The organism is Leyella stercorea (assembly GCF_021531355.1).
Lineage (GTDB): Bacteria > Bacteroidota > Bacteroidia > Bacteroidales > Bacteroidaceae > Prevotella.
Genome location: NZ_JADYTS010000005.1, coordinates 57,101 through 78,960 on the forward strand (window position 1 = coordinate 57,101; position 21,860 = coordinate 78,960).

General features: G+C 50.5%; 18 protein-coding genes and 1 tRNA gene. 3 read left to right on the forward strand and 16 right to left on the reverse strand.

From position 1 onward, the window contains the following. Positions 1 to 55: 55 nt before the first annotated feature. Positions 56 to 310 (reverse strand): 30S ribosomal protein S20, encoded by a 255-nt coding sequence (gene rpsT / locus I6E38_RS02890; protein ID WP_235392584.1) that lies wholly within the window; start codon positions 308 to 310, stop codon positions 56 to 58. A 32-nt stretch (positions 311 to 342) separates the two neighbouring features. Then, a tRNA-Glu gene (locus tag I6E38_RS02895) sits at positions 343 to 414 on the reverse strand. A 130-nt stretch (positions 415 to 544) separates the two neighbouring features. Between I6E38_RS02895 and recO the strand changes: the two genes are divergently transcribed. After that, positions 545 to 1,270 carry a DNA repair protein RecO gene (gene recO, locus I6E38_RS02900; RefSeq protein WP_235392585.1) on the forward strand — a complete coding sequence of 242 codons (726 nt, stop codon included), beginning with the start codon at positions 545 to 547 and terminating at the stop codon, positions 1,268 to 1,270. Between the two features lie 32 nt (positions 1,271 to 1,302). On the opposite strand, the gene ftsZ is transcribed toward recO, so the two are convergent. The 12 genes from ftsZ to rsmH all read right to left on the reverse strand — a co-directional run bounded on the left by ftsZ (position 1,303) and on the right by rsmH (position 16,869). Next, complete coding sequence (gene ftsZ / locus I6E38_RS02905) at positions 1,303 to 2,649, reverse strand: cell division protein FtsZ (RefSeq protein WP_235392586.1); 1,347 nt, start codon at positions 2,647 to 2,649, stop codon at positions 1,303 to 1,305. Between the two features lie 23 nt (positions 2,650 to 2,672). Further along, complete coding sequence (gene ftsA / locus I6E38_RS02910; protein ID WP_235392587.1) at positions 2,673 to 4,106, reverse strand: cell division protein FtsA; 1,434 nt, start codon at positions 4,104 to 4,106, stop codon at positions 2,673 to 2,675. A 21-nt stretch (positions 4,107 to 4,127) separates the two neighbouring features. Next, complete coding sequence (locus I6E38_RS02915) at positions 4,128 to 5,195, reverse strand: cell division protein FtsQ/DivIB (protein WP_235392588.1); 1,068 nt, start codon at positions 5,193 to 5,195, stop codon at positions 4,128 to 4,130. A 52-nt stretch (positions 5,196 to 5,247) separates the two neighbouring features. After that, complete coding sequence (gene murC / locus I6E38_RS02920) at positions 5,248 to 6,639, reverse strand: UDP-N-acetylmuramate--L-alanine ligase (RefSeq protein ID WP_235392589.1); 1,392 nt, start codon at positions 6,637 to 6,639, stop codon at positions 5,248 to 5,250. 9 nt (positions 6,640 to 6,648) lie between these two features. Further along, positions 6,649 to 7,761, reverse strand: a complete 1,113-nt coding sequence (gene murG / locus I6E38_RS02925; RefSeq protein WP_235392590.1) for an undecaprenyldiphospho-muramoylpentapeptide beta-N-acetylglucosaminyltransferase — start codon at positions 7,759 to 7,761, stop codon at positions 6,649 to 6,651. Between the two features lie 69 nt (positions 7,762 to 7,830). Beyond that, positions 7,831 to 9,117, reverse strand: coding sequence for an FtsW/RodA/SpoVE family cell cycle protein (locus I6E38_RS02930; RefSeq protein WP_235392591.1), 1,287 nt, complete (start codon positions 9,115 to 9,117; stop codon positions 7,831 to 7,833). Between the two features lie 9 nt (positions 9,118 to 9,126). Next, positions 9,127 to 10,458 (reverse strand): UDP-N-acetylmuramoyl-L-alanine--D-glutamate ligase, encoded by a 1,332-nt coding sequence (gene murD, locus I6E38_RS02935; protein WP_235392592.1) that lies wholly within the window; start codon positions 10,456 to 10,458, stop codon positions 9,127 to 9,129. Positions 10,459 to 10,468: 10 nt separating this feature from the next. Then, a complete protein-coding gene (mraY, locus tag I6E38_RS02940; protein ID WP_235392593.1) occupies positions 10,469 to 11,737 on the reverse strand; it encodes a phospho-N-acetylmuramoyl-pentapeptide-transferase in 1,269 nt (422 codons plus the stop codon). A 60-nt stretch (positions 11,738 to 11,797) separates the two neighbouring features. Continuing rightward, positions 11,798 to 13,243 (reverse strand): UDP-N-acetylmuramoyl-L-alanyl-D-glutamate--2,6-diaminopimelate ligase, encoded by a 1,446-nt coding sequence (locus I6E38_RS02945; RefSeq protein WP_235392594.1) that lies wholly within the window; start codon positions 13,241 to 13,243, stop codon positions 11,798 to 11,800. 45 nt (positions 13,244 to 13,288) lie between these two features. Further along, positions 13,289 to 15,445 (reverse strand): penicillin-binding protein, encoded by a 2,157-nt coding sequence (locus tag I6E38_RS02950; protein WP_235392595.1) that lies wholly within the window; start codon positions 15,443 to 15,445, stop codon positions 13,289 to 13,291. Beyond that, entirely contained in the window at positions 15,442 to 15,906 is a 465-nt protein-coding gene (locus I6E38_RS02955) for an FtsL-like putative cell division protein (protein WP_235392596.1), read from the reverse strand. Before I6E38_RS02955 ends, I6E38_RS02950 begins: the two co-directional genes overlap by 4 nt. Before the next feature lie 12 nt (positions 15,907 to 15,918). Then, on the reverse strand, positions 15,919 to 16,869 hold the full coding sequence (gene rsmH, locus I6E38_RS02960; RefSeq protein ID WP_235392597.1) for a 16S rRNA (cytosine(1402)-N(4))-methyltransferase RsmH: 951 nt from the start codon (positions 16,867 to 16,869) through the stop codon (positions 15,919 to 15,921). Positions 16,870 to 17,027: 158 nt separating this feature from the next. Between rsmH and glsA the strand changes: the two genes are divergently transcribed. Both glsA and glsB read left to right on the forward strand, forming a co-directional pair. Beyond that, complete coding sequence (glsA, locus tag I6E38_RS02965) at positions 17,028 to 17,873, forward strand: lyso-glycine lipid O-acyltransferase GlsA (protein ID WP_235392598.1); 846 nt, start codon at positions 17,028 to 17,030, stop codon at positions 17,871 to 17,873. Positions 17,874 to 17,941: 68 nt separating this feature from the next. After that, on the forward strand, positions 17,942 to 18,934 hold the full coding sequence (glsB, locus tag I6E38_RS02970; RefSeq protein WP_235392599.1) for a glycine N(alpha)-acyltransferase GlsB: 993 nt from the start codon (positions 17,942 to 17,944) through the stop codon (positions 18,932 to 18,934). A gap of 237 nt (positions 18,935 to 19,171) precedes the next feature. Here the strand turns inward: glsB and dgt are convergent, their stop codons facing one another. Together dgt and I6E38_RS02980 are read right to left on the reverse strand one after the other, a co-directional pair. Then, on the reverse strand, positions 19,172 to 20,509 hold the full coding sequence (dgt, locus tag I6E38_RS02975; protein WP_235392600.1) for a dGTP triphosphohydrolase: 1,338 nt from the start codon (positions 20,507 to 20,509) through the stop codon (positions 19,172 to 19,174). A gap of 23 nt (positions 20,510 to 20,532) precedes the next feature. Continuing rightward, positions 20,533 to 21,822: an L-cysteine desulfidase family protein gene (locus I6E38_RS02980; RefSeq protein WP_235392601.1), complete on the reverse strand. Its 1,290-nt coding sequence runs from the start codon at positions 21,820 to 21,822 to the stop codon at positions 20,533 to 20,535. Positions 21,823 to 21,860: the final 38 nt, after the last annotated feature.

Consider the following 21,860-nt stretch of genomic DNA (forward strand, 5'->3'; position numbering starts at 1 on the left):
AAGAGGTCACACTCCTTTCGGAATATGACCTCAGTATGGTTTGCCAACAAACTACTTAGGCGAGCTTGCTGATATGCAGACACAAGCTTGACTTCAAGTTTGCAGCCTTGTTCTTGTGGATAATGTTAGTCTTAGCCAACTTGTCCAGCATTTTCTGAACGGTAGGATAGAGCTTGACAGCTTCTTCCTTGTCCGTCATAGCGCGAAGCTTACGAACAGCGTTACGCATTGTCTTGGCGTAGTATCTGTTGTGCAAAGCCTTAGCCTTGTCCTGACGGATTCTCTTAAGTGATGATTTGTGGTTTGCCATCTTGTTATGTTTCTTCTTTTTTATTTTTATTGTAGTCCCTAGGAGAGTCGAACTCCTCTTTAGAGAATGAAAATCTCTCGTCCTAACCGATAGACGAAGGGACCGAAGTGCTTTATTTTTGCGGATGCAAAGGTACGACTTTATTTTAGTATGGACAAATTTTCCTCGGATTTTTTTATCAAAACGCCTCTTTTTTCAGTAATTTTGCCATTAAATTACAAAAAGTAGAGGAAAATGCATGTAAAAACTAAGGCTATAGTACTTAACTCGCTGAAATACGGTGAGTCACAGATTATCGTCGACCTGCTCACTGAGTGTGTAGGACGAGTGTCTTTTATGCAGCGTATTCCGCGCTCGTCGCGCTCTGGTATCAGCAAGCAGCTGTTTCAGCCGCTCACTATTCTTGACGTGGAATTCGACCACAGGCAGAGCCAGAAGTTGCAGCGACTGAAGAATGCATCGATTGCATGGCCGTTCAGCTCAATCCCTTTTGATGCCCATAAACTTGGCATTGCCCTGTTCATGGCAGAATTTGTGACTTATGCTACCCGCTCGGAGCAACAGAACCATGACCTGTTCTTGTTTGTGGAGAACAGTGTGATGTGGCTTGACACCTGTGTGAGCAGCTTTGCCAACTTCCATATTGTCTTCATGCTACACATGACGCGCTTTGTGGGTTTCTTCCCCAATACCGACGAACGACATGATTGTCCCTACTTCGACTTGCGTGGCGGATGCTTCACACCGCATGCTCCGGCACACGGCGACTTTCTGAAACCCGATGAGGCTGGAATGATTCAGCTGCTCATGCGACTTAACTATACGACAATGCGGCTGCTATCGCTGACGCGCAGCGAACGCAACCGCATTGTGGATGTTATACTTTATTATTATAAATTGCACCTGCCGGAATTTCCAGAGATGAAATCGTTGCCGGTGCTGAAAGAGCTGTTCTGCTGAGTGCAGGGGTTGTAAGCCTTAATGTTGCTTGATTAAGCAAACGATATTATACCGTTCACGTTATTGTCCTCTTCCTTCGGCTTGGCAGATTCGTTCTCGTCGACGATGCGACGGCGCAGTTCCTTGACCATCTGCTGTGTGCGCTTGTAGGTAGGTGTGTTCTCTACAGCAAGGATTACTTCCTCATTGTCGAGGTCTTCGGGACGGAAGATGAACACCTGCGGACGGCGCTTGGTGAGAAGCTGGTTCTTGTCCTCGGGATAGTACTTGCCACGGCGTATGGCCAGATCGTCGGCATGTTCCTGCTCGCGGGCCTGACGGTCGAGGTCGTCCTGTGTCTGCTTTCTGATGTGGATGTTCATTCCGTCAACGTTCTCGATGCCGAAACCGGTAGCAAGGATTGTTACCTTCACCTTCTTGCCAAGGTCGGGGTCGAGTCCGATACCCCACTTTATCTCGAAGTCGGAACCGAAGCGCTCCATGAAATCGTTCACTTCGTTCATTTCCTCCATCATAAGACCGTTGTTGCCGTTGTCGCTTGTTGTGCTGTCCTTGCAGAAGTTGATGCTGAGAAGAATCTTCTTGGCGTTGAATACGTCGTTGTCGTTGAGCAACGGCGAATTGAGTGCATCCTCGATAGCCTGCTTGACACGGCCCTCGCCCTCGCCGTAGCCTGTTGACATGATAGCTACGCCACCGTCCTTGAGAACGGTCTTGACATCGTTGAAGTCAAGGTTGATGAGTCCGTGGTTGGTGATGATCTCGGCAATTGACTTGGCTGCGACGCTCAGTGTGTCGTCGGCTTTGCCGAAAGCGTCGAGTACGGTAAGTTCGGGGTATATCTCGCGAAGGCGCTCGTTGTTGATTACGAGCAATGCGTCGACGTGCTTTGCCATCTCCTCGACACCGTCGAGAGCCTGGTCGATCTTGCGCTTGCCTTCAAAACGGAACGGAATGGTCACGATACCTACGGTGAGTATGCCCAGCTCCTTGCTGACACGAGCAATGACTGGAGCGGCACCAGTTCCAGTTCCGCCACCCATTCCGGCAGTGATGAATGTCATCTTGGTGCCGTCGCTCAGCATCTGCTTGATTGAGTCGAGACTCTCCTCGGCTGCCTGGCGTGCCTTGGCTGGCTTGTTGCCGGCTCCAAGACCTTCGGTACCGAGCTGCAAGAGTACAGGTACAGGCGAATCGTTGAGTGCCTGATTGTCGGTGTTGCAGAGCACAAACGATACGTCGTGTATGCCCTCACGATACATGTGGTTGACGGCATTGCCGCCGCCGCCACCTACACCTATCACCTTGATGATAGTGTTCTTTGTCTCTTTGTCTGGTGTACAGAAGTCCACCATCGGATTGATATTGTTGTCTGGCATGTGAGTTTTCAGTTATTTAAGATTTAATCATTAGATCCTGGTTCTGGTTCAACGAGTGAACGTCCGAACTGCTTGAGCGATCCGAAGAATCGTTGCATTATTGACTTCTCCTTCTTTTCGGCAGCCTTGCGCTCTTCCTCGGCTTTTGCCTCGGCAGCGAGACGCTCCTCTTCTGCCTTCTTCTCGGCAGCGATTCGTTCTTCCTCGGCAGCTTTAATCTGCTCGGCAGTAGGCTGAGCTGTAGTAGCTGTAGCAGTCTGGCTTGTGGCAGCAAGCTGCTCTTCGTTGAACAGCGAGTCGTTGAAAGCGTGTCCGGCACAGTTCATGTCGCCCTTTGCCAACAGACTCAGTATGGTGTTCATAGTGCCGTTGGTGGCAAGTGTGGGCTTAGAGTCCTTGGTGTTGATGTTGATGTTGACAAACTTGGCTACGCGCACCTTCTCAATGTTGATGGCCTTACGGAACGCCTTCTCGATATTGCGCATGTTAGAGCCACCACCAGTGAGCACGATGCCGCCGAGCAGCTTGTCCATATATTCTGCAGGGATGAGATTGCGTACGTTCTCGATGATTTCGAGCATACGTGCCTCTACCACTTCAATAAACTTGCGGGTGCTTACAGAGCGGCTGTTGTCTATCGGCCATGTCATGTTGGGGTCGATGTCCTGCACCTCTGTATATGCCGAACCGTACTTGCGCTTCATTGTCTCAGCCTCTACCTCATCCATCTGCAACGACTCAAGGTCTTTGGTGATGTTGTTGTTGCCAAGAGGTATGACGGCGATGTTGCGTAGCTTGTCACGATAGTATACCGACACTGTTGTGGTTTCGGCTCCAAGGTCGACCAGTACGCATCCTGCTCGCTTCTCGGCTTCGGTCAGAACGCACTCGCCCATAGCTACAGGAGCCAGGTAGGTCTCGGCAATGGCTATGCCTGCGTTGTCGAAGCTCTTGCTGAGGCTGCGATAGAATGAACGGCGCCACAGTATGTTGAGGAAGTTGCCCTCAAGTCGGATGGCCTGGATGCCGACGGGGTCGTTCTGGTATTGCGCATCAACCTTGTATTCCTCGGTTATAGCGTCCTGAATTTCGTAGTCGGGATATGTCATGTTGCGGTTGGCATCCATGAGTTCGTTGACCATATCCTGCGATACGATGGCGTCGAGGGGAAGGTCCTTGATTATGACGTTCTTGACGCTGCGTATGCTTTGTCCGCCTATACCTACATATACCTGGGTTATATCTGTTTGAAGTGTATTCTTGAGTTTCGAGATGATATTGCTCAATCCTTGTGCTGTCTTGTCGATGTTGTAGACAACACCTTTGCGTATGTACGAGGTGGAGTCTTCTGAAGCAACAGCAAGAACAGTAATGCTGCCATCGGGGTTTTTCCGCCCTGCAATGCCGGTCATTTTGGATGACCCGAGCTCAATAGCTACTATAAAATCCTTTGCCATACGTTATATTTATTATTACAATTAATTACTTGACTTTTTCTTTTTGTTGTCGGCTGACTTTTTCTTTTCAGTCGTCTTTTCAGCTGTCTTTTCAGTCTTTGCTGTTTTGTTAGCCGATACGTCGTTATGCGTAGCGTCGCTTTTTGCCTTCTTTTCGGTATTTGTAGCGTTGCTATTCTCTGTTGTTGCCGGTACGTTAGCTGTGGCTGTGCCTTCAGAAGGTACAGCTGGTGTTGCTGCTTCTTGGCTGTTGGCTGGCACCGGTGCTGGTGTCGGTTCTGCTGTACGATCTACTCGTTCCGATTTACATTTGCGGCATATGATCTGGTTGTCAAATTCGATGTTGATATACGAATATTTGTTCCAGCCTACTTCAGAGAGTCCAAAGCGGTAGAACTTCTCAAGACGTTCCATCTTATAGTTGAAGAACTCAGCGATGGCCTTTTCGCGTTTCTTGCGGTCGATGTCATCGGGCATTTTGCCGAGAAGTACAATGTGGTTGCCTATTCTCGGTACTATCTCCACGCTTTGGTCGGGCAGTATGTTGATTTGTTCTACCTGATTCTTCCACAGGTCGTTCTGCATGATTGTCTTGCCCAGTGGCGACAGGCATGTGGTGGCATAGCGTCGGCTTATGCTTCCGGTGGCGATGATGAGATCGCTTGTGTAGTTGCTGCGCGGCATGATGCAGTCGTTGTCGTCGACATAGTAGTCATCGCCGTTGTCGGCTTTGATGCGTATGACGGGCATACGCTGTGTGACTGATATATATACCGTTCCGCCTTCTGTCTTATGACACTCAGCGGTCTTGACAAACGGACTGGTGCGCAACATATCCTCGATGGCTCTTGCATTTATGGTGTTCATGCGCTTGCCGATAGGATAGACACCGGCTTTCTGCAACCGTTGCTTTATCACCTTGGTGTCTATAAATCCGCTTGTGGCATCGTCGGCAATCTCTATGTTCACCTTGGAGCACATTGTCTTGGACTCGTTTTTACGGTCGAATGACGTAAAGACGAACACGAGGTATATGGCAAGCAGTATGTCGCTCGCTATAAACAGTCTTTTACTCCATGATGGTTTCACTTGTATGATAGTTGCTTTGTCCGTATTTAGTGTTTGTTCACTCTTTGGTGGATTATGCCTTGGCTGCATCGCGTGCCTCAATGATCTTGGCTATCTGTGGCACGTAGTTGTCGAGGTCGCCTGCTCCGAGAATGACAAGCACGTCGAAGTCACGGCTCTTCACGAGGTCGAGTACACTGTCCTTGTTTATTATACTCTTCTCCACGCCAGGCTTGAGGTTGTCGTATATCAGCTGTGATGTTACGCCTTCGATAGGCTGCTCGCGTGCGGGGTATATCTCGGTGAGAATCACCTCGTCGAGCTGGCTCAGCGCATCGGCAAAATCGCGATAGAAATCGCGTGTGCGTGTATAAAGATGCGGCTGGAAGATTGCCGTAATCTTACGGTTCTTGTACAGCTGGCGTATGCTCTTGGCGCTCTGGTATATCTCCTTTGGATGGTGGGCATAGTCGGAGAGAAGTACGTGGCGGTCGTTCTTGATTTTGAAGTCGAAACGTCGGTCTACTCCGTGGTATGTCTTCATGCCGTACTTCAGTTCTTCGGCGTTGCATCCGTTGAGCTGTGCCATTGCCATTGCTGCCACACCGTTCTCGATGTTGATGGGAACGGGCTGTCCGAGTTCCACATTTTTCACATTCTCGATGGGTGATATGAAGTCGAACTTTATCTCACCGTTGTCAATGACGATGTTTTCGGCGTGAAAGTCGCCCTCGTCGAGGCTATACTCATACACCTTTACTCCAGGCTGAACGTCCTGCTTCATCTCCAGATTCTTGTGGATGATGAGTGCACCGCCCGGCTGGATGAGTGTGGTATAGTGGCGGAAGCTCTCAAGATATGCCTCTTTGGTGCCGTAGATGTCAAGATGGTCCGGGTCGGTTGATGTAATGACGCTCATCCAAGGGCGAAGCCAATGGAAAGAGCGGTCAAACTCATCTGCTTCTATCACTACATAGTCACTTTGGTCGGAAAGAATGTAGTTTGTGCTGTAGTTTTTTGAAATTCCTCCCAGGAATGCGTTGCAGTCAAGATGGCTCTGGTGCATGATATGTGCGCACATGGTAGACGTTGAGGTCTTGCCGTGTGTGCCTGCCACACAGAGTCCCTTGTGTGTACGTGTGAGTGTCCCGAGCACCTGGGCACGCTTTTCTATGGTGAATCCTCCATTGCGGAAGTATATCAGCTCTTTGTGTTCGGCAGGTATGGCCGGTGTATACACGACGAGACACGACTTTGGGTCGCGGCAAGCGTGCGGTATTTCGTCAACGTTTTCTTCATAGTGTATAAGCATGCCCTCGCGCTCCAGCTGGTGTGTGAGGGCAGAGGGTGTCTTGTCGTAGCCTGCCACAACAAGGCCCTTACGTATGAAATAACGCGCTATGGCACTCATGCCAATGCCACCGGCGCCTACGAAATATACGGCTTTTATATCTTTGATTTCCATTTTGTCGTTTTATTTTCCGGCAAGACGCAGAACTTCGTCGGCTATAACGTCGGCAGAGTTCGGCTTGCCCAGTTTCTTTATGTTTTCGGAGAGTTGTGCCAGTTGCTCGTCGTCGGTCACAGTGCTGACCGCAAGCTGTAGCAGCGACTCTGGCGCGTCAGCATCTCTTACAAGTATTGCTGCGTTACGATTGACGAGTGCCATTGCGTTCTTGGTCTGATGGTCTTCAGCCACGTTGGGCGACGGCACGAGTATTACCGGCTTGCCTATGAGGCAGAATTCGCTTATCGAGCTTGCACCGGCACGGCTTATCACGAGGTCGGCGGCTTTATATGCAGCTCCCATGTCGCTGATGAAGTCCATTACCTTGAGCATAGGCAGCGCGCGGTGGTCCTTAAGACGTTCTGCCACGGCAGCGCTATAGAACTTACCTGTCTGCCAGATGAATTGTACTCCGCTCTTCTCCACGAGGTCGAGGTGCATCATTACACTCTCATTGACGGTGCGTGCTCCAAGGCTTCCGCCTACAAGCAGTACGGTCTTCTTCTTGGGGTCGAGCCCGAAGCTGCGTACGGCTTCTTCGTGTGTCATTGTTGTCTCTATGAGCGACTGTCTGACAGGGTTGCCCGTGTTGATGATTCTATCGGCTGGGAAGAATCGCTCCATACCTTCGTATGCCACGCATATCTTTGCTGCCTTGTTGGCAAGGTGCTTGTTTGTGACACCGGCGTATGAGTTCTGCTCCTGAATGAGTGTTGGTATGCCCATCTGGCTGGCTGCGTCGAGTGTTGCAGCGCTGGCATATCCGCCTACTCCCACAGCAACATCGGGTGCGAATTCACGAATTGTCTTCTTTACCAGGCGCTTGGCCTTGAGGAAATCGAGAGCCACCCCTATATTCGACGGCGACCACAATGGTCGCTTGAACCCACGTACGGGCAGTCCGATAATCTCGTATCCGGCTGCAGGCACGCGCTGCATCTCCATTCTTCCGAGCGCTCCGACAAAAAGTATCTTTGCATCGGGACGTTTCGCCTTTATTGCGTTGGCTATTGACACGGCTGGGAATATATGTCCGCCAGTGCCGCCTCCGCTTACGATGACTCTTAATTCTTTTTCCATTTGTATTGTGTTTTTTTCAAATCACAAAATTAATCATTTTTTCTGATAAAGCCGATTATTGTGCTTTTTTTATTCTTCTGTATCGGTTTTATCTTCCTCTTGTGTATCGGTCACATTGACTATCTCCATCTTTCGGCGTGCCGAACGGCTGATGCTTAGTATGACGCCTATGTAGACACAGTTGATAAGTGTCGACGTTCCTCCTTTGCTTATGAGTGGTAGGGGCTGTCCCGTAACTGGTGCCAGTCCCACTGCCACGCACATGTTGAACAGTGCCTGTGTGACGAGCAGCAGGGCGAGTCCCATAGCGAGCAGTGCTGGGAAGTTGTTCTCGCATTTGCTGGCTATTCGGCCTGTTCGGAACAGCAGGATAATATACAGCATCACCACGAAGAAAGCTCCTTCTACGCCCATTTCTTCGATGATGATGGCATAGATGAAGTCGGAGTAGGCCTGTGGTATGAAGTTGCATTCCTCGGAGTTGCCAGGTCCTTTGCCTACAATGTTTGATGAGGCTATGGCAATATTGGCGTGTGCCACCTGCGCGTCCTTGTCGAGATCGACCTCTTTGGGTGTTATCTGCTTATGGTTCATGAACTTGTCGATACGTGCCTTCCACGTGTCGAATCGGTGGAATACCTTTTCGACCACCGACTTGTCGTCAGGCTCGTTCTTGGCTGTCATTTGCTCGGTGAGTTGCTTGCCAGGTTGTTCTTCTGAATTGTCCTTGCCGAATGTCATGATCATGCCCACGAGCAATGCCACTGCCAGGAGTACAACTCCCATCAGTTTGCCCAACTGTCGTATGGGCACGCGTCCGATAAGCATCATCATGAATATGACTATGCATAGCAGTATTGCTGTCGAGAGATTCTCAAGCATGATGAGCGGCACGATCAGAGCGCAAACACTGAGTATGAAGCTGAAAGCTTTAGGATCGGCACCCTTGTCGGTCTGCATTACGCTTAGTATCTGTGCAGTGGCAAGCACCAGTGAGCCTTTGGCTAACTCGGATGGCTGGAATTGTATTCCGAAAATAGGTATCCATCGCTGCGCTCCATTGGTTGATGCTCCTATGAAGTAAACTACGATAAGCAACACAAACGACGCTGCCAGTAATAGCTTGATGAGTCCCTTGAAGTATCGGCAGTTGATATTGAGCGTTACAATCGTGCAACCGATGCCTACTGCTAGCAGTCCGATGTGCTTGATCATAGGCGTTACATAGTCGGCTGTCTTGTATGTAAGCTGTGCCGATGCCGAGTATACTTCGATGACACTGACGATGCAAAGGAAGAAGAAAACCATCCATATCACCTTGTCACCTTTGAATATGTTGCCTAATATCTTGTTCATATGCTGTTATTACAGACTTCTAACTAATGTCTTGAACTGTTCGCCGCGGTCCTCCATGTTCTTGAACAGGTCGAAGCTGGCGCAGCACGGGCTGAGCAGTACGGTGTCGCCTGGTTGTGCCAGTTCGTAGCAAGCTTCGACACAGTCCTTCATTGAGTGAGTGTCGCGTATGGTTATGCCCATCTCGCCGAAGAATTTGTGCAACTTGGTGTTGTCGGCACCGAGGAATACGAGTGCGCGACACTTCTTCTGTACGAGTTCCTTTATCTCGTTGTAGTCGTTGCCCTTGTCCTTGCCACCGATGATGAGCACGGTAGGGGTCTTCATGCTTTCGAGCGCATACCAGCATGCGTCGACGTTGGTGGCCTTCGAGTCGTTGACATACTGCACGCCTCCCACCTTGCACACTTTCTCCAGGCGGTGTTCAACGCCAGGGAAGTCGCCGAGGCTCTGACGTATAATGTCCTTCTTGATACCGCTGATGTTGCTGGCAATTCCTGCCGCAAGTGAGTTGTAGACGTTGTGCTTGCCTGTGAGCGAGAGCTCCTCCTGTTCCATGTTGAACGGAGTTGGCTTCTCGATGGTGTATGTGCCGTCCTCGATATATCCTATAGAGCCTTTCTCCTTGAGCTCAGAGAAGGGATACTGTATGGCCTTGATGTCGTACTTCTCGAGTTCGCGCTTGATGACAGGGTCGTCGTTCCAGTAGATGAACGAGTCGTCGGATGTCTGGTTCTGAATGATGCGCATCTTGGCGTCGACATAGTTCTGCATGCAGAAGTCGTAGCGGTCGAGATGGTCGGGCGTGATGTTGAGCAGAATGGCGATGTTGGCATGGAAGTCGTACATGTTGTCGAGCTGGAACGAACTGAGCTCGATTATGTAGTACTCGTGCGGTTCCTCAGCCACTTGCAGTGCCAGTGAGCGTCCTATGTTGCCAGCCAGTCCGGCATCGTAGCCAGCCATCTTGAATATGTGGTAGATGAGCGATGTGGTTGTCGTCTTGCCGTTTGAACCGGTGATGCATATCATCTTCGAGTTGGTGTATCGTCCTGCAAACTCAATCTCGCTGATGATGTGTATGCCTTTGTCTATGGCTTTCTTCACCATAGGAGCCTCGTTGGGTATGCCTGGGCTTTTGATAATCTCGTCGGCCGAGAGAATCTTTTCCTCGGTATGTTGCTTTTCTTCCCAGTCGATGGCGTGGTCGTCGAGCAGTTTCTTGTATTTATCCTTTATGGCCGACATGTCGCTTACGAACACGTCGAAACCTTCCTTCTTGGCCAATACTGCGGCACCGGCTCCACTTTCGCCGGCACCAAGAATTACTATTCTTTTCATCTGAATCGACTTATCTAATTTTTAATGTTATGATGGTGAGAGCTGCGAGTATGATTGTTGTAATCCAGAATCGGATGGTTATCTTCGACTCGTGTATGGCTCCCTTGGGTTTTGTTATGAGATATCGGCACTCAGGGTCGAGTTGCGACTGCTGTGTGCGGAAGTTGTCGTGTATCGGCGTGCGCTTGAATATACGCTGCTTTACGCCGCGGCGCTTGCCGAGCTTGTAGTAGTACACCTGCAGAATCACGCTGAGGCTCTCTACGAAGAATATGCCGCAGAGTATGGGCAGCATCAGCTCCTTGTGTATGATGATTGCTGTTACTGCTATGATTCCTCCGATTGTGAGCGATCCCGTGTCGCCCATGAATACCTGCGCCGGATAGGCGTTGTACCACAGGAATCCGATGAGTGCGCCTACAAATGCACATAGGAACACCACAAGCTCTTGCGAGTCGGGTATGTACATTATGTTGAGGTAGCTGGCGTATTCTATGTGCGAACTGACGTATGCCAGTATACCCAGTGCCACACCTATTATTGCGGAGTTTCCGGCACACATGCCGTCCATGCCGTCGTTAAGGTTGGCACCGTTGCTCACGGCTGTCACTACGATGATGGTCATAATGACGAACAATATCCATCCGGCTGCCACGCGATGCTCGCCAAACACGCTTGTGATGCGCGAGTAGTCGAGATTATGGCCCTTGACGAAAGGTATGGTGGTCTTGAGCGACTTGCGTGCTTCAGCCCTGTGTTTTACTACCACTTCCTGTCCTTGCTTCTCGTACATCAGGTTCTCGTTCATCTTCACGTCGGGCGACGCCCATAGCACGAGTCCTACGATGAGTCCGATGCCTATCTGGCCAACAATCTTGTAGCGGCCTTTCAGTCCTTCCTTGTTATGGCGGAATATCTTGATGAAGTCGTCCATGCCACCAAGGAATCCGAGCCATATGGTGGTGACAATCATCAGGATAAGATATATGTTGCGCAGACGTCCGAGCAACAGTACCGGAACAAGTATCGACACGATGATGATGATGCCACCCATCGACGGTACACCGATTTTCTTTACGCCGAACGGGTCGATGGATGCGTCGCGCTGAGTCTCGGTTATTTGTTTTCTCTTGAGATACTTGATGAATTTCTCGCCGAACCAAGCCGATATTACAAGCGACAGGATGAGTGCCAGCAGTGAGCGGAATGATATGTATCCCCACATATGTGCACCACTGATGCCATATTGTTCGAGAAATCTGAAAAGATAGTATAACATTTTATGAATTTTGAGTTTTGAATTTTGAGTTTCGAATTATTGCGGTGTTGCCGCAACAATTCAAAAGCACTCTCTTACTACCTCATGGTCGTCAAAGTGGTGTTTCACACCCTGCACGTCCTGATAGTTTTCGTGTCCCTTGCCGGCGATGAGAACGACGTCGCCCTTTTCGGCCATCATGCAGGCTGTGCGTATAGCCTCGCGGCGGTCGACGATGCTGATAACCTTTTTCATCTGTTGCTTGTCGAGACCTGCCAGCATGTCGTTGATGATGGTCTGCGGTTCTTCAAAGCGAGGGTTGTCGCTGGTTATGATAACGCGGTCGCTCTGTTTTACTGCCTCCTGAGCCATGAGTGGTCGTTTGCCCTTGTCGCGGTTGCCGCCGGCACCACATACGGTGATGACATGTCCCTTGCCGTCAAGCACCTCATGGATGGCGTTGAGCACGTTCTCCAGTGCGTCGGGTGTGTGGGCATAGTCTACCACGGCTGTATAGCCTTCGGGTGATTGTATCGGGTCCAGACGACCATTTACGCTGTGCAGCGTGCTCATCACTACGAGCACATCCTCCGGATTCTTGCCGAGCATTACGGCAGTGCCATATACTGCGAGCAGGTTGCTCACGTTGAACTTGCCGATAAATTGTACGCCTACCTCGTGACCGTCCATTTCGAGATACATTCCCTCGAAATGACACTCTATGATGCGTGCCTTGAAGTCGGCCACCGAACGTATGGAATATGTCTTTACTGTGGCTTTGGTGTTCTGCACCATTATCATACCGTTCTTGTCGTCGGCATTTGTTATGGCGAATGCAGTCTTGGGCAGACCGTCGAAGAATGCCTTCTTGGCATTGCGATAGTTCTCGAATGTCTTGTGATAGTCGAGATGGTCGCGTGTGAGGTTGGTGAATATGCCACCAGCAAAGGTCAGACCGCCGATGCGCTTCTGTGCAATGGCGTGCGACGAGCACTCCATGAAGGCATACTCGCAACCTGCTTTTACCATACGGTCGAGCAGTTCGTTGAGTGCGATAGGGTCGGGGGTGGTATGGTCGGCAGGTACTGCCTCGTCCACGATATAGTTGCACACGGTCGACAGGAGTCCGCACTTGTGTCCCATCTTGGTGAACATATTATATAATAAGGTGGCGATTGTAGTCTTTCCGTTTGTACCGGTCACGCCGACGAGTTTCAGCTTGGTCGACGGATTGCCGTGGAATGTGGTGGCTACCTTGCCTACAGCGTCCTCTGTCGATGCCACCTGAACGTATGTCACGCCTTCTGCCTTGTCGGCAGGCATGTCCTCGCAGAGCACTGCCTTAGCCCCCAGTTCTATAGCTTTCGGTATGAACTTGTGTCCGTCTACCTGCGTGCCTTTCATTGCCACGAAGATATGTCCCTCTTTTATGCGGCGCGAATCAATGTTCACTCCGGTTATTTCCACCTCGTCGCTGCCGATGATGTCGACGACGGGGATTTCCTTGAGCAATTCCTTGAGTTTCATATATCTGTTTTTTGTTTAATATGCGAATTTACGCGTTATGTATGACTATGACAGCTTTATTATGCACGTCATGTTCTTTTTTATCTTCTCACCAGCGCCGATGCTCTGTTCTACCACTCGGCCTCGTCCCACCAGTTTCACTTTGACGCCACGGCTTTCAATAAGAAATACAGCGTCGCGTGCTCCCATACCGTGTACGTCGGGCATCAGAGTGCTATCGCCGAGCGGTTCGCGTTGCAATGATACGGTGTTGCCCGACTCGCTGGCGTGTCCCCATATCGGGTTGCCGTCAGCATACGAGCCGTCCCAGTCGGCGCGTGTCTTGAATCCGAGGTGCGACAGAACGTAATCGGCTGCCAGGATATTACCGCTCTTCACGTCGGGCATCATCACCGACAGCGAGTCGCGTGCGTCGGAAGCTTCAAGTTTCAGGCTTTGTGCCATAATGCCTTCTGCAATATCGTGGAACACAACGCCACTCATACCGCCGCCCGATGCCGGGAGTCCCGACTTCTGTAGGCATACTATGCAACTGTAGCGTGGCTCGTAGGCGGGGAAGAATCCTGCAAACGATAGCAGGTAGTTCATCTGTCCGCTCTTGTATCCGGCTGCACCCTTCGAGATCTGAGCCGTTCCGGTTTTGCCGGCAACAAGGAATGAAGGCGAGCCGGCTTTCTTGCCGAGTCCCACGCTCACCACTTGTTCAAGTATGCGTGTTATCTTCTTTATCGTTGTTTCCTTTGCAATGTGCTCGCGCATCACTACTGGCGGGAATGTCATCACCGTCTCGCCGTCCTTGCGCACTTCCTTGACAAACCTCGGGCGCATCATCTTGCCTCCGTTGGCAATGGCGTTGTAGAACGTCAGGGTGGATATAGGCGGCACCTGAGTCTCATATCCGATACTCATCCATGGCAATGTGGTCTTGCTCCAGTTGATATATTGTTTGCCACGCTTGTCTTTCTTGGGGAATCGTATTCTTGCAGGCGATGAACCAGCCAATGGCAGATGCAGGTCGTCGGCCAGTCCAAGACGGTGAATGCCCTGAACGTACTTCTCGGGGCAGTTGTGATAGTGGTCGTCGATGATACGGCTCACGCCAATGTTCGAGCTTACCCACAATGTCTTTGGCAGTGTCATCATGCCATATCCGCCGCGTCGCCAGTTGTGGTCTTTCATCTCGCGGCCATACATGGGCCATACACCGCATCCGGTGTCCACGTTGTATGTAGTGTCTACTACGCCGTCGTCAAGTGCTACCATGATAGATGCAGTCTTGAACACTGAGCCTGGCTCAAGCAAGTCGCTCACGGCGTGGTTCTGTATTTCCTGATACGAACCGTCGGCACACTTCGTCAGGTTGACGATGGCTTTTACGTCGCCCGTCGCTACTTCCATGACGATGGCTACGCCCACATTGCCGTCAATCTTGTACAATTCCTTAAGCACCGATCGCTCTGCGAGGTCTTGCATCGACACGTCGATAGTAGTCACTATGTCTGCTCCGTCTTCAGGCGGGGTGTCTGTCAGATAAAGATATCTGTTAAGGATCTTGCGGCGATGGCGTATGCCCTTGTCGCCTCGCAGCAGCGAGTCGAAGTGCAGTTCGAGTCCGCATTGTGCCGAGTCAATCTCGCCGTACATCTTGCCGATGGTGCGCTGTGCGAGTGATCCGTATGCCAGCTTGCGTGCGTTGAACTCCTCTACATGAAAACCGCTGCTGTTCTTTCTGAGTCGGAATACTGGCAGTTTCTTCACCTCCGAGTAAGTGCTGTAGTTGACGCGTCGCTTCCATATGGGCCAGTGGGCCTTGTTCTTCTCCAGACCTTCCATGAGATGCTGGCGGAACTCGTCGGCCGACTGTTCGGGGAATATGTAATTGAGTCCCATGCAGATGGAGTCGAGTTTCTGCACGAACAGCGTGTCCTTGCCTGCTGCGCGCATGGCCCTGAAGTCGAGGTACAGTTTATACTGTGGCAATGATGAAGCCATGAGTTGTCCGTCGCTACTGAGTATATTGCCTCTCACTGGCGGCGTCTCAAGGCTGTCTATCTTCACACGGTCGGCCACCTGCATCCAGAAGTCGCGCTTTGCAGTCATTGTATACACCATCTTCGTCATAACCATTGCAGCCAAAAAGCTCAGCAATATGGCGATGAAGCTGTATCGTGGCATCATTTTTTTGCTGTCAAACTTGCTCATTTCTGTTCTGTATTAGACACGTTTATTATGTATGGTGGCTGCGTTGCAATGTGCAGCGTGCTGTCGCTGCTGGCTCTCAGTTGTTCGAGCACCTTACTCTCTCGTGTCTTTTGTGTAAGGTCGCTGCTGCTCGACAGTGCTCTGTACTTGGCATCCTTGAGTTGCTCTGTGAGGTTGTCGATGAGAATGAGATCCTGCTGACACTTGTATCGGTTGGATATATACACTACAATAAACAGCACTACGATCAGTATCAGCCATATCTGCTTGCGTATGATGTCGGTGCTCAGAATGTCGCCGCCGAGGATTTTGCGCAGTGTGATATTCTTGGTCAGCGGCATGTCGTCCTCAGTGGCCTGCTCACGTATGATGGCTCTGAGCGACATGGGCGCGTCTTGCTGCTTGTCCTGTTCTATAGTGTTGTCTGTGTTGGTTTTAGTGTTGGTGTCATCCTTATTCATAGTCCTTTGTAGCTATTCGCCCTTGCGTTCGGCTACGCGCAGTTTGGCGCTGCGGCTGCGAGGGTTGGATTGTTGTTCCTCTTCCGAGGGTATTATAAGTTTCTCCACCATGCGGTATGGTGTGTTAATGCGTCCGAAGAAGTCCTGCTCCACTTTTCCTTCAGGATTGCCCGCCTTCATCACGTTCTTCACGATGCGGTCTTCGAGCGAGTGGTAGGTTATCACCGACAGGCGTCCGCCCGGTGCGAGCAGTTGGGTGGCAGCAGCCAGCATCTCGCGCAGTGCATCCATTTCGTGGTTCACCTCTATGCGCAGCGCCTGAAACAGTCGTGCCATGTCCTTCTTCTCGCGTTCGCGTTTGAACATCGGTTCCACTACGGCCAGAAAAACGCTTGTGGTGTTGATGGGTGCTGTTTGTCGGGCTTTGGCTACAGCTGCGGCAATACGTCGCGAGTTCTTCATTTCGCCGTATATGTAGAATATATCGGCAAGCCGTGCCTCGTCGTAATTGTTGAGTATGTCGGCAGCCGTCTGTCCGGCGCGCTTGTTCATGCGCATGTCGAGCGGAGCGTCAAATCTGAATGAGAATCCGCGTTCGGCATCGTCGAAGTGGTGCGACGACACCCCGAGGTCGGCCAGCAGTCCGTCGATGTGGTCGACGCCGTAGTAGCGCATCCAGTTTTTCAGATAGCGGAAGTTGCTGCGCACAAAGGTGAACTTTTTGTCGGGGGCTCCGATGTTGCGTTCGGCATCGGCATCCTGGTCGAAGCTGTACAGATGAGCGCCTTCGGGCAGCCGGCGCAGTATCTCGCGCGAGTGTCCGCCGCCGCCGAATGTCACGTCTACGTATATGCCACCGGGCTTGATGTCGAGCCCGCTCACACTCTCGTCGAGCAGAACAGGTACGTGGTAGCCCTGCGCAGTTGTTATGGGTTGTATATCTTTGGAAGTATCTGTGTACATTATCATATGCGTATTTGGGGTGTAAAGTTACACAAAAATCCCCGAATGAATCTACATTTGGGTGTCATTTTTATTAAATGACCACATTTCTTATATTAAAATGAGCGTATCTGAAAAAGATATGTTATTTTTGCAGCTGATTAGTATTTTATGACAAAATGAACGAGATTTCGGAACATACAATCGACATTGACAGAATTCTCAGCAGCAAGATGGGCAGCAAAGCACGCTTTGTTCCGTCGCTGCTTACCAACTGGCTGAAACGTATTATTCACCAGGATCAGGTCAACGCATTCATTTGGAAGACCCGCGACATGCAGGGCGTGGAGTGGCTTGAGGAATGCGTTCGCTATCTCAAGATGGACATTGAGATAGTTGGCAAGGAGAACCTACCGCCGAAAGATGACGGTAGGCTGTATACGTTCGTGTCAAATCATCCTCTCGGAGGACAGGATGGCGTAGCGCTCGGCTCCATTATAGGACGCCACTACGACGGGCGGTTCCGCTATCTTGTCAACGACTTGCTCATGAATCTGCCTGGACTGGCTCCAGTATGTATAGGCATCAACAAGACAGGGCGCAACGGACGCGACTTCCCGCGCATGGTGGAAGCTGGATTCAAGAGCGACAGCCATATGCTTATGTTCCCTGCCGGACTTAACAGCCGCCGACAGAAGGACGGAACGATACACGATATCGATTGGAAGAAGACATTCATAGTGAAGAGCGTGGAGTGCCAGCGCGACATTGTTCCAATACATTTCAGCGGACAGAACTCCAATCGTTTCTATCGCATAGCCAACTTCAGCGACCGCTTCCTGCCGTTCAATCTCGCCATGATATTCCTGGTCGACGAGATGTACCGCAATGTTGGCAAGCATTTCACCATACACATTGGAAAGCCTATACCATGGCAGACTTTCGATCGCTCGCGCAAGCCAGCCGAATGGGCACGCTATGTTGAGGATATAGTATACGAACTGCCGGGAAAAGGTAAAAAGTAAAAGAATAAAAAAGTAAAAAGGATAAATACGACCTATACGGTCTATAAGATATTTTCGTAGATAAGACAATGAAGGAAGAGCCAATAATAGCACCAGTAAGCAAGGAACTGCTCAAGAGCGAACTCACTCCTGAGCGTCAGCTTCGTATGACTAACAAGAGCCACAACGAGATATATGTCGTAACAGCGCACAACGCCCCTAACGTTATGCGTGAGATAGGTCGTTTGCGTGAGATAGCGTTCCGCGAGGCGGGAGGTGGTACCGGCAAGCCGTTGGATATCGACGAGTTTGATACGTGCGACAACTGCTATAAGCAGCTCATCGTGTGGAATCCCGAAGCTGAGGAGATAATCGGTGGCTACCGCTATCTGCTCGGTTCTGATTGGGAAATTGGTCCCGACGGTCAGCCGCTGCTCGCTACAAGTCATATGTTCCACTTCTCTGACAAGTTTCTCAAGGACTATATGCCGTACACGGTAGAGCTCGGACGCTCGTTCGTCACTCTTGAGTATCAGAGCACACGTCGTGGAGCCAAGAGTCTGTTCGCCCTCGACAATCTTTGGGATGGATTGGGCGCTCTTACAGTTATCAAGCCCAATGTGAAGTACTTCTTCGGCAAAATGACAATGTATCCGTCGTACATCCGTCGTGGACGCGACATGATACTCTATTTCCTCAAGAAGCATTTTGACGACAAGGACAATCTCATCATTCCTCTCAAGCCATTGAAGATTGAGACTCCTGAGGAAGAACTTGCAAAGCTCTTCTGCGAGGACGATTTCAAGAAGGACTATCTCATTCTCAATCGTGAGATTCGTGCACTTGGCTACAATATTCCCCCACTTGTCAACGCCTATATGTCGCTGTCGCCTACTATGAAACTCTTCGGCACAGCCATCAACTACGGCTTCGGCGACGTGGAGGAGACAGGTATTCTCATTGCCGTTGATGAAATTCTCGAGAACAAGCGCGTCCGTCATATCGACTCGTATATCAAAGAGCACCCCGAGGCTCTTGAAATAACAAGCGGAGCCAACAATATAATCTACCGCGAAAAGTAAGGTGGATTTTAAATTGAGAGTTGAGAGGTAGGAAGTTGAGAGTTGAGAGTTGAGAATTGAGAGTTGAGAGTTATGATATGTTTTTGTCAATAACAGATATCATAAATTTGTATGATTATAAAAGGTAATCATAACTCTCAACTCTCAATTCTCAACTCTCAATTCTCTAACTCTCAATTCTCTAACTCTCAATTCTCTAACTCTCAATTCTCTAACTCTCAACTCTCAATTTTTTTATTATACAATAGGCAGCGATATGCCTTGTATTTTTTGGTATATATCGAGCGCAAACACATCGGTCATGCCCGAAATGAAGTCTATGACAGCCATGACACGGGTCTCGAAGTCGGGGCTGTTGATGTCATACTGGTTGCTGAATCGCTTGCGCAGCTGTTCCGAATGAAACTTTTCCGGGCTTACGGCAGCCTCAATCAGGGCGTCCATAAGCGTCTCCATAATCTTATAACCCGACAGTTCCACGTCCAGAACGGGCTTGGAGTTGTATATGCGTTGTACGCTGAGTTCGGAGCAATGGCGGTAGGCATCGCTCACTAAGGGCGTTATATGGTCGATAAGGCAGCCTTTGAGCGTTCCGTTGAGTATCTCGCTCTCGTGTTCAACGAATGCGCGTGCACACTCGCATTCAAGTTTGCCTATTGCACATGCACGCAGATATACCACCTTCTCGTTGTTGTCGGTGATGCCCTCTTCGTCAATGCGTTTCAGTATTTTCTCTCTTTGGCAATTGTCAAAGAATCCCAGCAGCAGTTGCATGGTCTCGTCAAACGACAGGATTCGCAGTTTGTGCGCATCCTCGATGTCCATTATCTCATAGCAGATGTCGTCGGCAGCCTCTACGAGGTACACCAGTGGGTGGCGTGCATAGCGTAGCGGTTCGTCGTCGGTCGAAAGTCGGCGTATGCCCAGTTCGTCGGCTATGCGGCGATAATAATGCTCCTCAAAGCAGAAGAATCCGAATTTTCCCTTCTTGCCAGCAGCAAGACTGGAGTATGGATACTTCACTATAGATGCCAGTGTAGAGTATGTCATTACAAATCCGCCCTCACGTCGTCCGTGAAAGCGGTGTGCCAGCAGTCGGAAGGCGTTGGCGTTGCCTTCGAAGTGTATGAGGTTGTCCCAGAATTCCGGGCGCACCTTATGCTGTAACTCCATTCCCTTGCCTTCACGGAAGAAAGCCTGGATAGCCTTCTCGCCAGAGTGTCCGAATGGAGGGTTGCCCATATCGTGAGCCAGACAAGCTGTGCTCACGATAGTGCCTATTTCTTCAAACAGAGTTCCCGTCAGTTCGGGATGTCTTAGCTTCAACTCACGTGCCACGTCGTTGCCCAGCGACATGCCCACACTTGCCACCTCCAGCGAGTGCGTGAGGCGGTTGTGTACGAAGATGCTGCCCGGGAGCGGGAACACCTGCGTCTTGTTCTGCATGCGTCTGAATGGGGCCGAGAAGATGAGGCGGTCGTAGTCGCGTTTGAACTCCGACCGGTCGTCATGGCGTTCAGGATGCCTTATTTCCTGCCCCAGACGTTTGTTGGATATGAGTTGTTGCCAGTTCATTCTTATTTTTCCGTTGTTCTTTCTTAGCAACTCTTATGAGTCATGATGTCGAGAACCATGGCGTCTGTCTGGTTCATAGCCTCGGCACCGATGCTTGTAAGGTTGCGTATTGAGCGGTCTACGTCGTCATCGATGATGCCCTCAACCGAGCTTACGCACTTGCCTTCCATTGAAAGCAGAGCCGACAGCAGAGCTGTAGACACACCCGACGAAATCTTCAGTGAGCAGCTTGGCTTAGCACCGTCGCAAATCATGCCCGTGATATTGGCAATCATGTTCTTCACCGAGTGGCAGATGCGGGTGTAGTCGCCACCCATGAGGTATGTGATGCCGCAGCTTGAGCCGATACTTGCCACTACACAGCCGCACAGAGCCGACAGCTTGCCGAGGTTCTGCTTGATATAGATAGCAGTGAGGTGGCTCAGTGTGAGTGCGCGTATCAGCTCCTCCTCAGTGTTTTCGTTCTCAACGGCATATACAGCTACAGGGTTGGTAGCGCATATGCCCTGGTTGCCCGAACCCGAATTGCTCATCACCGGAATCATTGCACCGCCCATACGAGCGTCGCAAGCCGATGCTGTCTTCGATATGATGTGCGAGAAGATAGAGTTGCCGAAAATGCCGTGGCTCAATGGGCGGTCGATTGTCTTGCCTAGACAGTGGCCGTAGTTTGCCTTCTTCGATACCTCGGCAGCGCGTATGTTGTAGTCGCGTGTCTTCAGAATGAAGCTGATTTCCTCCTCTGGAGTAGTCATGGCGAAGTCGTATACCATACGCATGTTCAGCTGTATGTCCTTCTGCTCGGCTGCTCCAGCCTGCGGAGTGCGGCGGTCAAGAATGGCGTTTCCGTCGCGTTCTACATATACTATATTAGTATGTGAATGTGCGATGATGGCTGTTGCCTCATGTCCCTGCGCCTCGCAGCGTATCTCCACATAGAGTTTCTCGGTGATGCCCTGCTTCAGTTTTATGTCGATATGGTCTTCGCTGACGTATTGCTTGCCCTCTTCGAGAGTTTCGCGTGTCAAATCCTTGATTACCTCAAGCTGATATTCCGACTTGCCCACAAGCGCTCCCAATGCAATAGCTATAGGCAATCCAATCATACCAGTTCCCGGTATTCCCACGCCCATAGCGTTCTTGAGGATGTTGGCCGACAGCAGCGCTGTAATCTTTTCGGGGCGGCAGCCCAATGTTTCGGTGGCCTTAGCCACACACAATGATACACACATCGGCTCGGTGCAGCCTACAGCCGGCACCACTTCGCGGTTAATGAGCGATATTATCTGTTCGCGTATTTGTTTTTCGAGCATAGTAGTATAGATTTAAAGCCCTACCCTCAGTCCCTATT

Excerpts from the sequence above, each read along its gene's own strand:
- rpsT (WP_235392584.1), bottom strand. The coding sequence starts at position 310 with ATGGCAAACCACAAATCATCACTTAAGAGAATCCGTCAGGACAAGGCT.
- recO (WP_235392585.1), top strand. The coding sequence starts at position 545 with ATGCATGTAAAAACTAAGGCTATAGTACTTAACTCGCTGAAATACGGT.
- ftsZ (WP_235392586.1), bottom strand. The coding sequence starts at position 2,649 with ATGCCAGACAACAATATCAATCCGATGGTGGACTTCTGTACACCAGAC.
- ftsA (WP_235392587.1), bottom strand. The coding sequence starts at position 4,106 with ATGGCAAAGGATTTTATAGTAGCTATTGAGCTCGGGTCATCCAAAATG.
- murC (WP_235392589.1), bottom strand. The coding sequence starts at position 6,639 with ATGGAAATCAAAGATATAAAAGCCGTATATTTCGTAGGCGCCGGTGGC.
- murG (WP_235392590.1), bottom strand. The coding sequence starts at position 7,761 with ATGGAAAAAGAATTAAGAGTCATCGTAAGCGGAGGCGGCACTGGCGGA.
- I6E38_RS02930 (WP_235392591.1), bottom strand. The coding sequence starts at position 9,117 with ATGAACAAGATATTAGGCAACATATTCAAAGGTGACAAGGTGATATGG.
- murD (WP_235392592.1), bottom strand. The coding sequence starts at position 10,458 with ATGAAAAGAATAGTAATTCTTGGTGCCGGCGAAAGTGGAGCCGGTGCC.
- mraY (WP_235392593.1), bottom strand. The coding sequence starts at position 11,737 with ATGTTATACTATCTTTTCAGATTTCTCGAACAATATGGCATCAGTGGT.
- I6E38_RS02945 (WP_235392594.1), bottom strand. The coding sequence starts at position 13,243 with ATGAAACTCAAGGAATTGCTCAAGGAAATCCCCGTCGTCGACATCATC.
- I6E38_RS02950 (WP_235392595.1), bottom strand. The coding sequence starts at position 15,445 with ATGAGCAAGTTTGACAGCAAAAAAATGATGCCACGATACAGCTTCATC.
- I6E38_RS02955 (WP_235392596.1), bottom strand. The coding sequence starts at position 15,906 with ATGAATAAGGATGACACCAACACTAAAACCAACACAGACAACACTATA.
- rsmH (WP_235392597.1), bottom strand. The coding sequence starts at position 16,869 with ATGTACACAGATACTTCCAAAGATATACAACCCATAACAACTGCGCAG.
- glsA (WP_235392598.1), top strand. The coding sequence starts at position 17,028 with ATGAACGAGATTTCGGAACATACAATCGACATTGACAGAATTCTCAGC.
- glsB (WP_235392599.1), top strand. The coding sequence starts at position 17,942 with ATGAAGGAAGAGCCAATAATAGCACCAGTAAGCAAGGAACTGCTCAAG.
- dgt (WP_235392600.1), bottom strand. The coding sequence starts at position 20,509 with ATGAACTGGCAACAACTCATATCCAACAAACGTCTGGGGCAGGAAATA.
- I6E38_RS02980 (WP_235392601.1), bottom strand. The coding sequence starts at position 21,822 with ATGCTCGAAAAACAAATACGCGAACAGATAATATCGCTCATTAACCGC.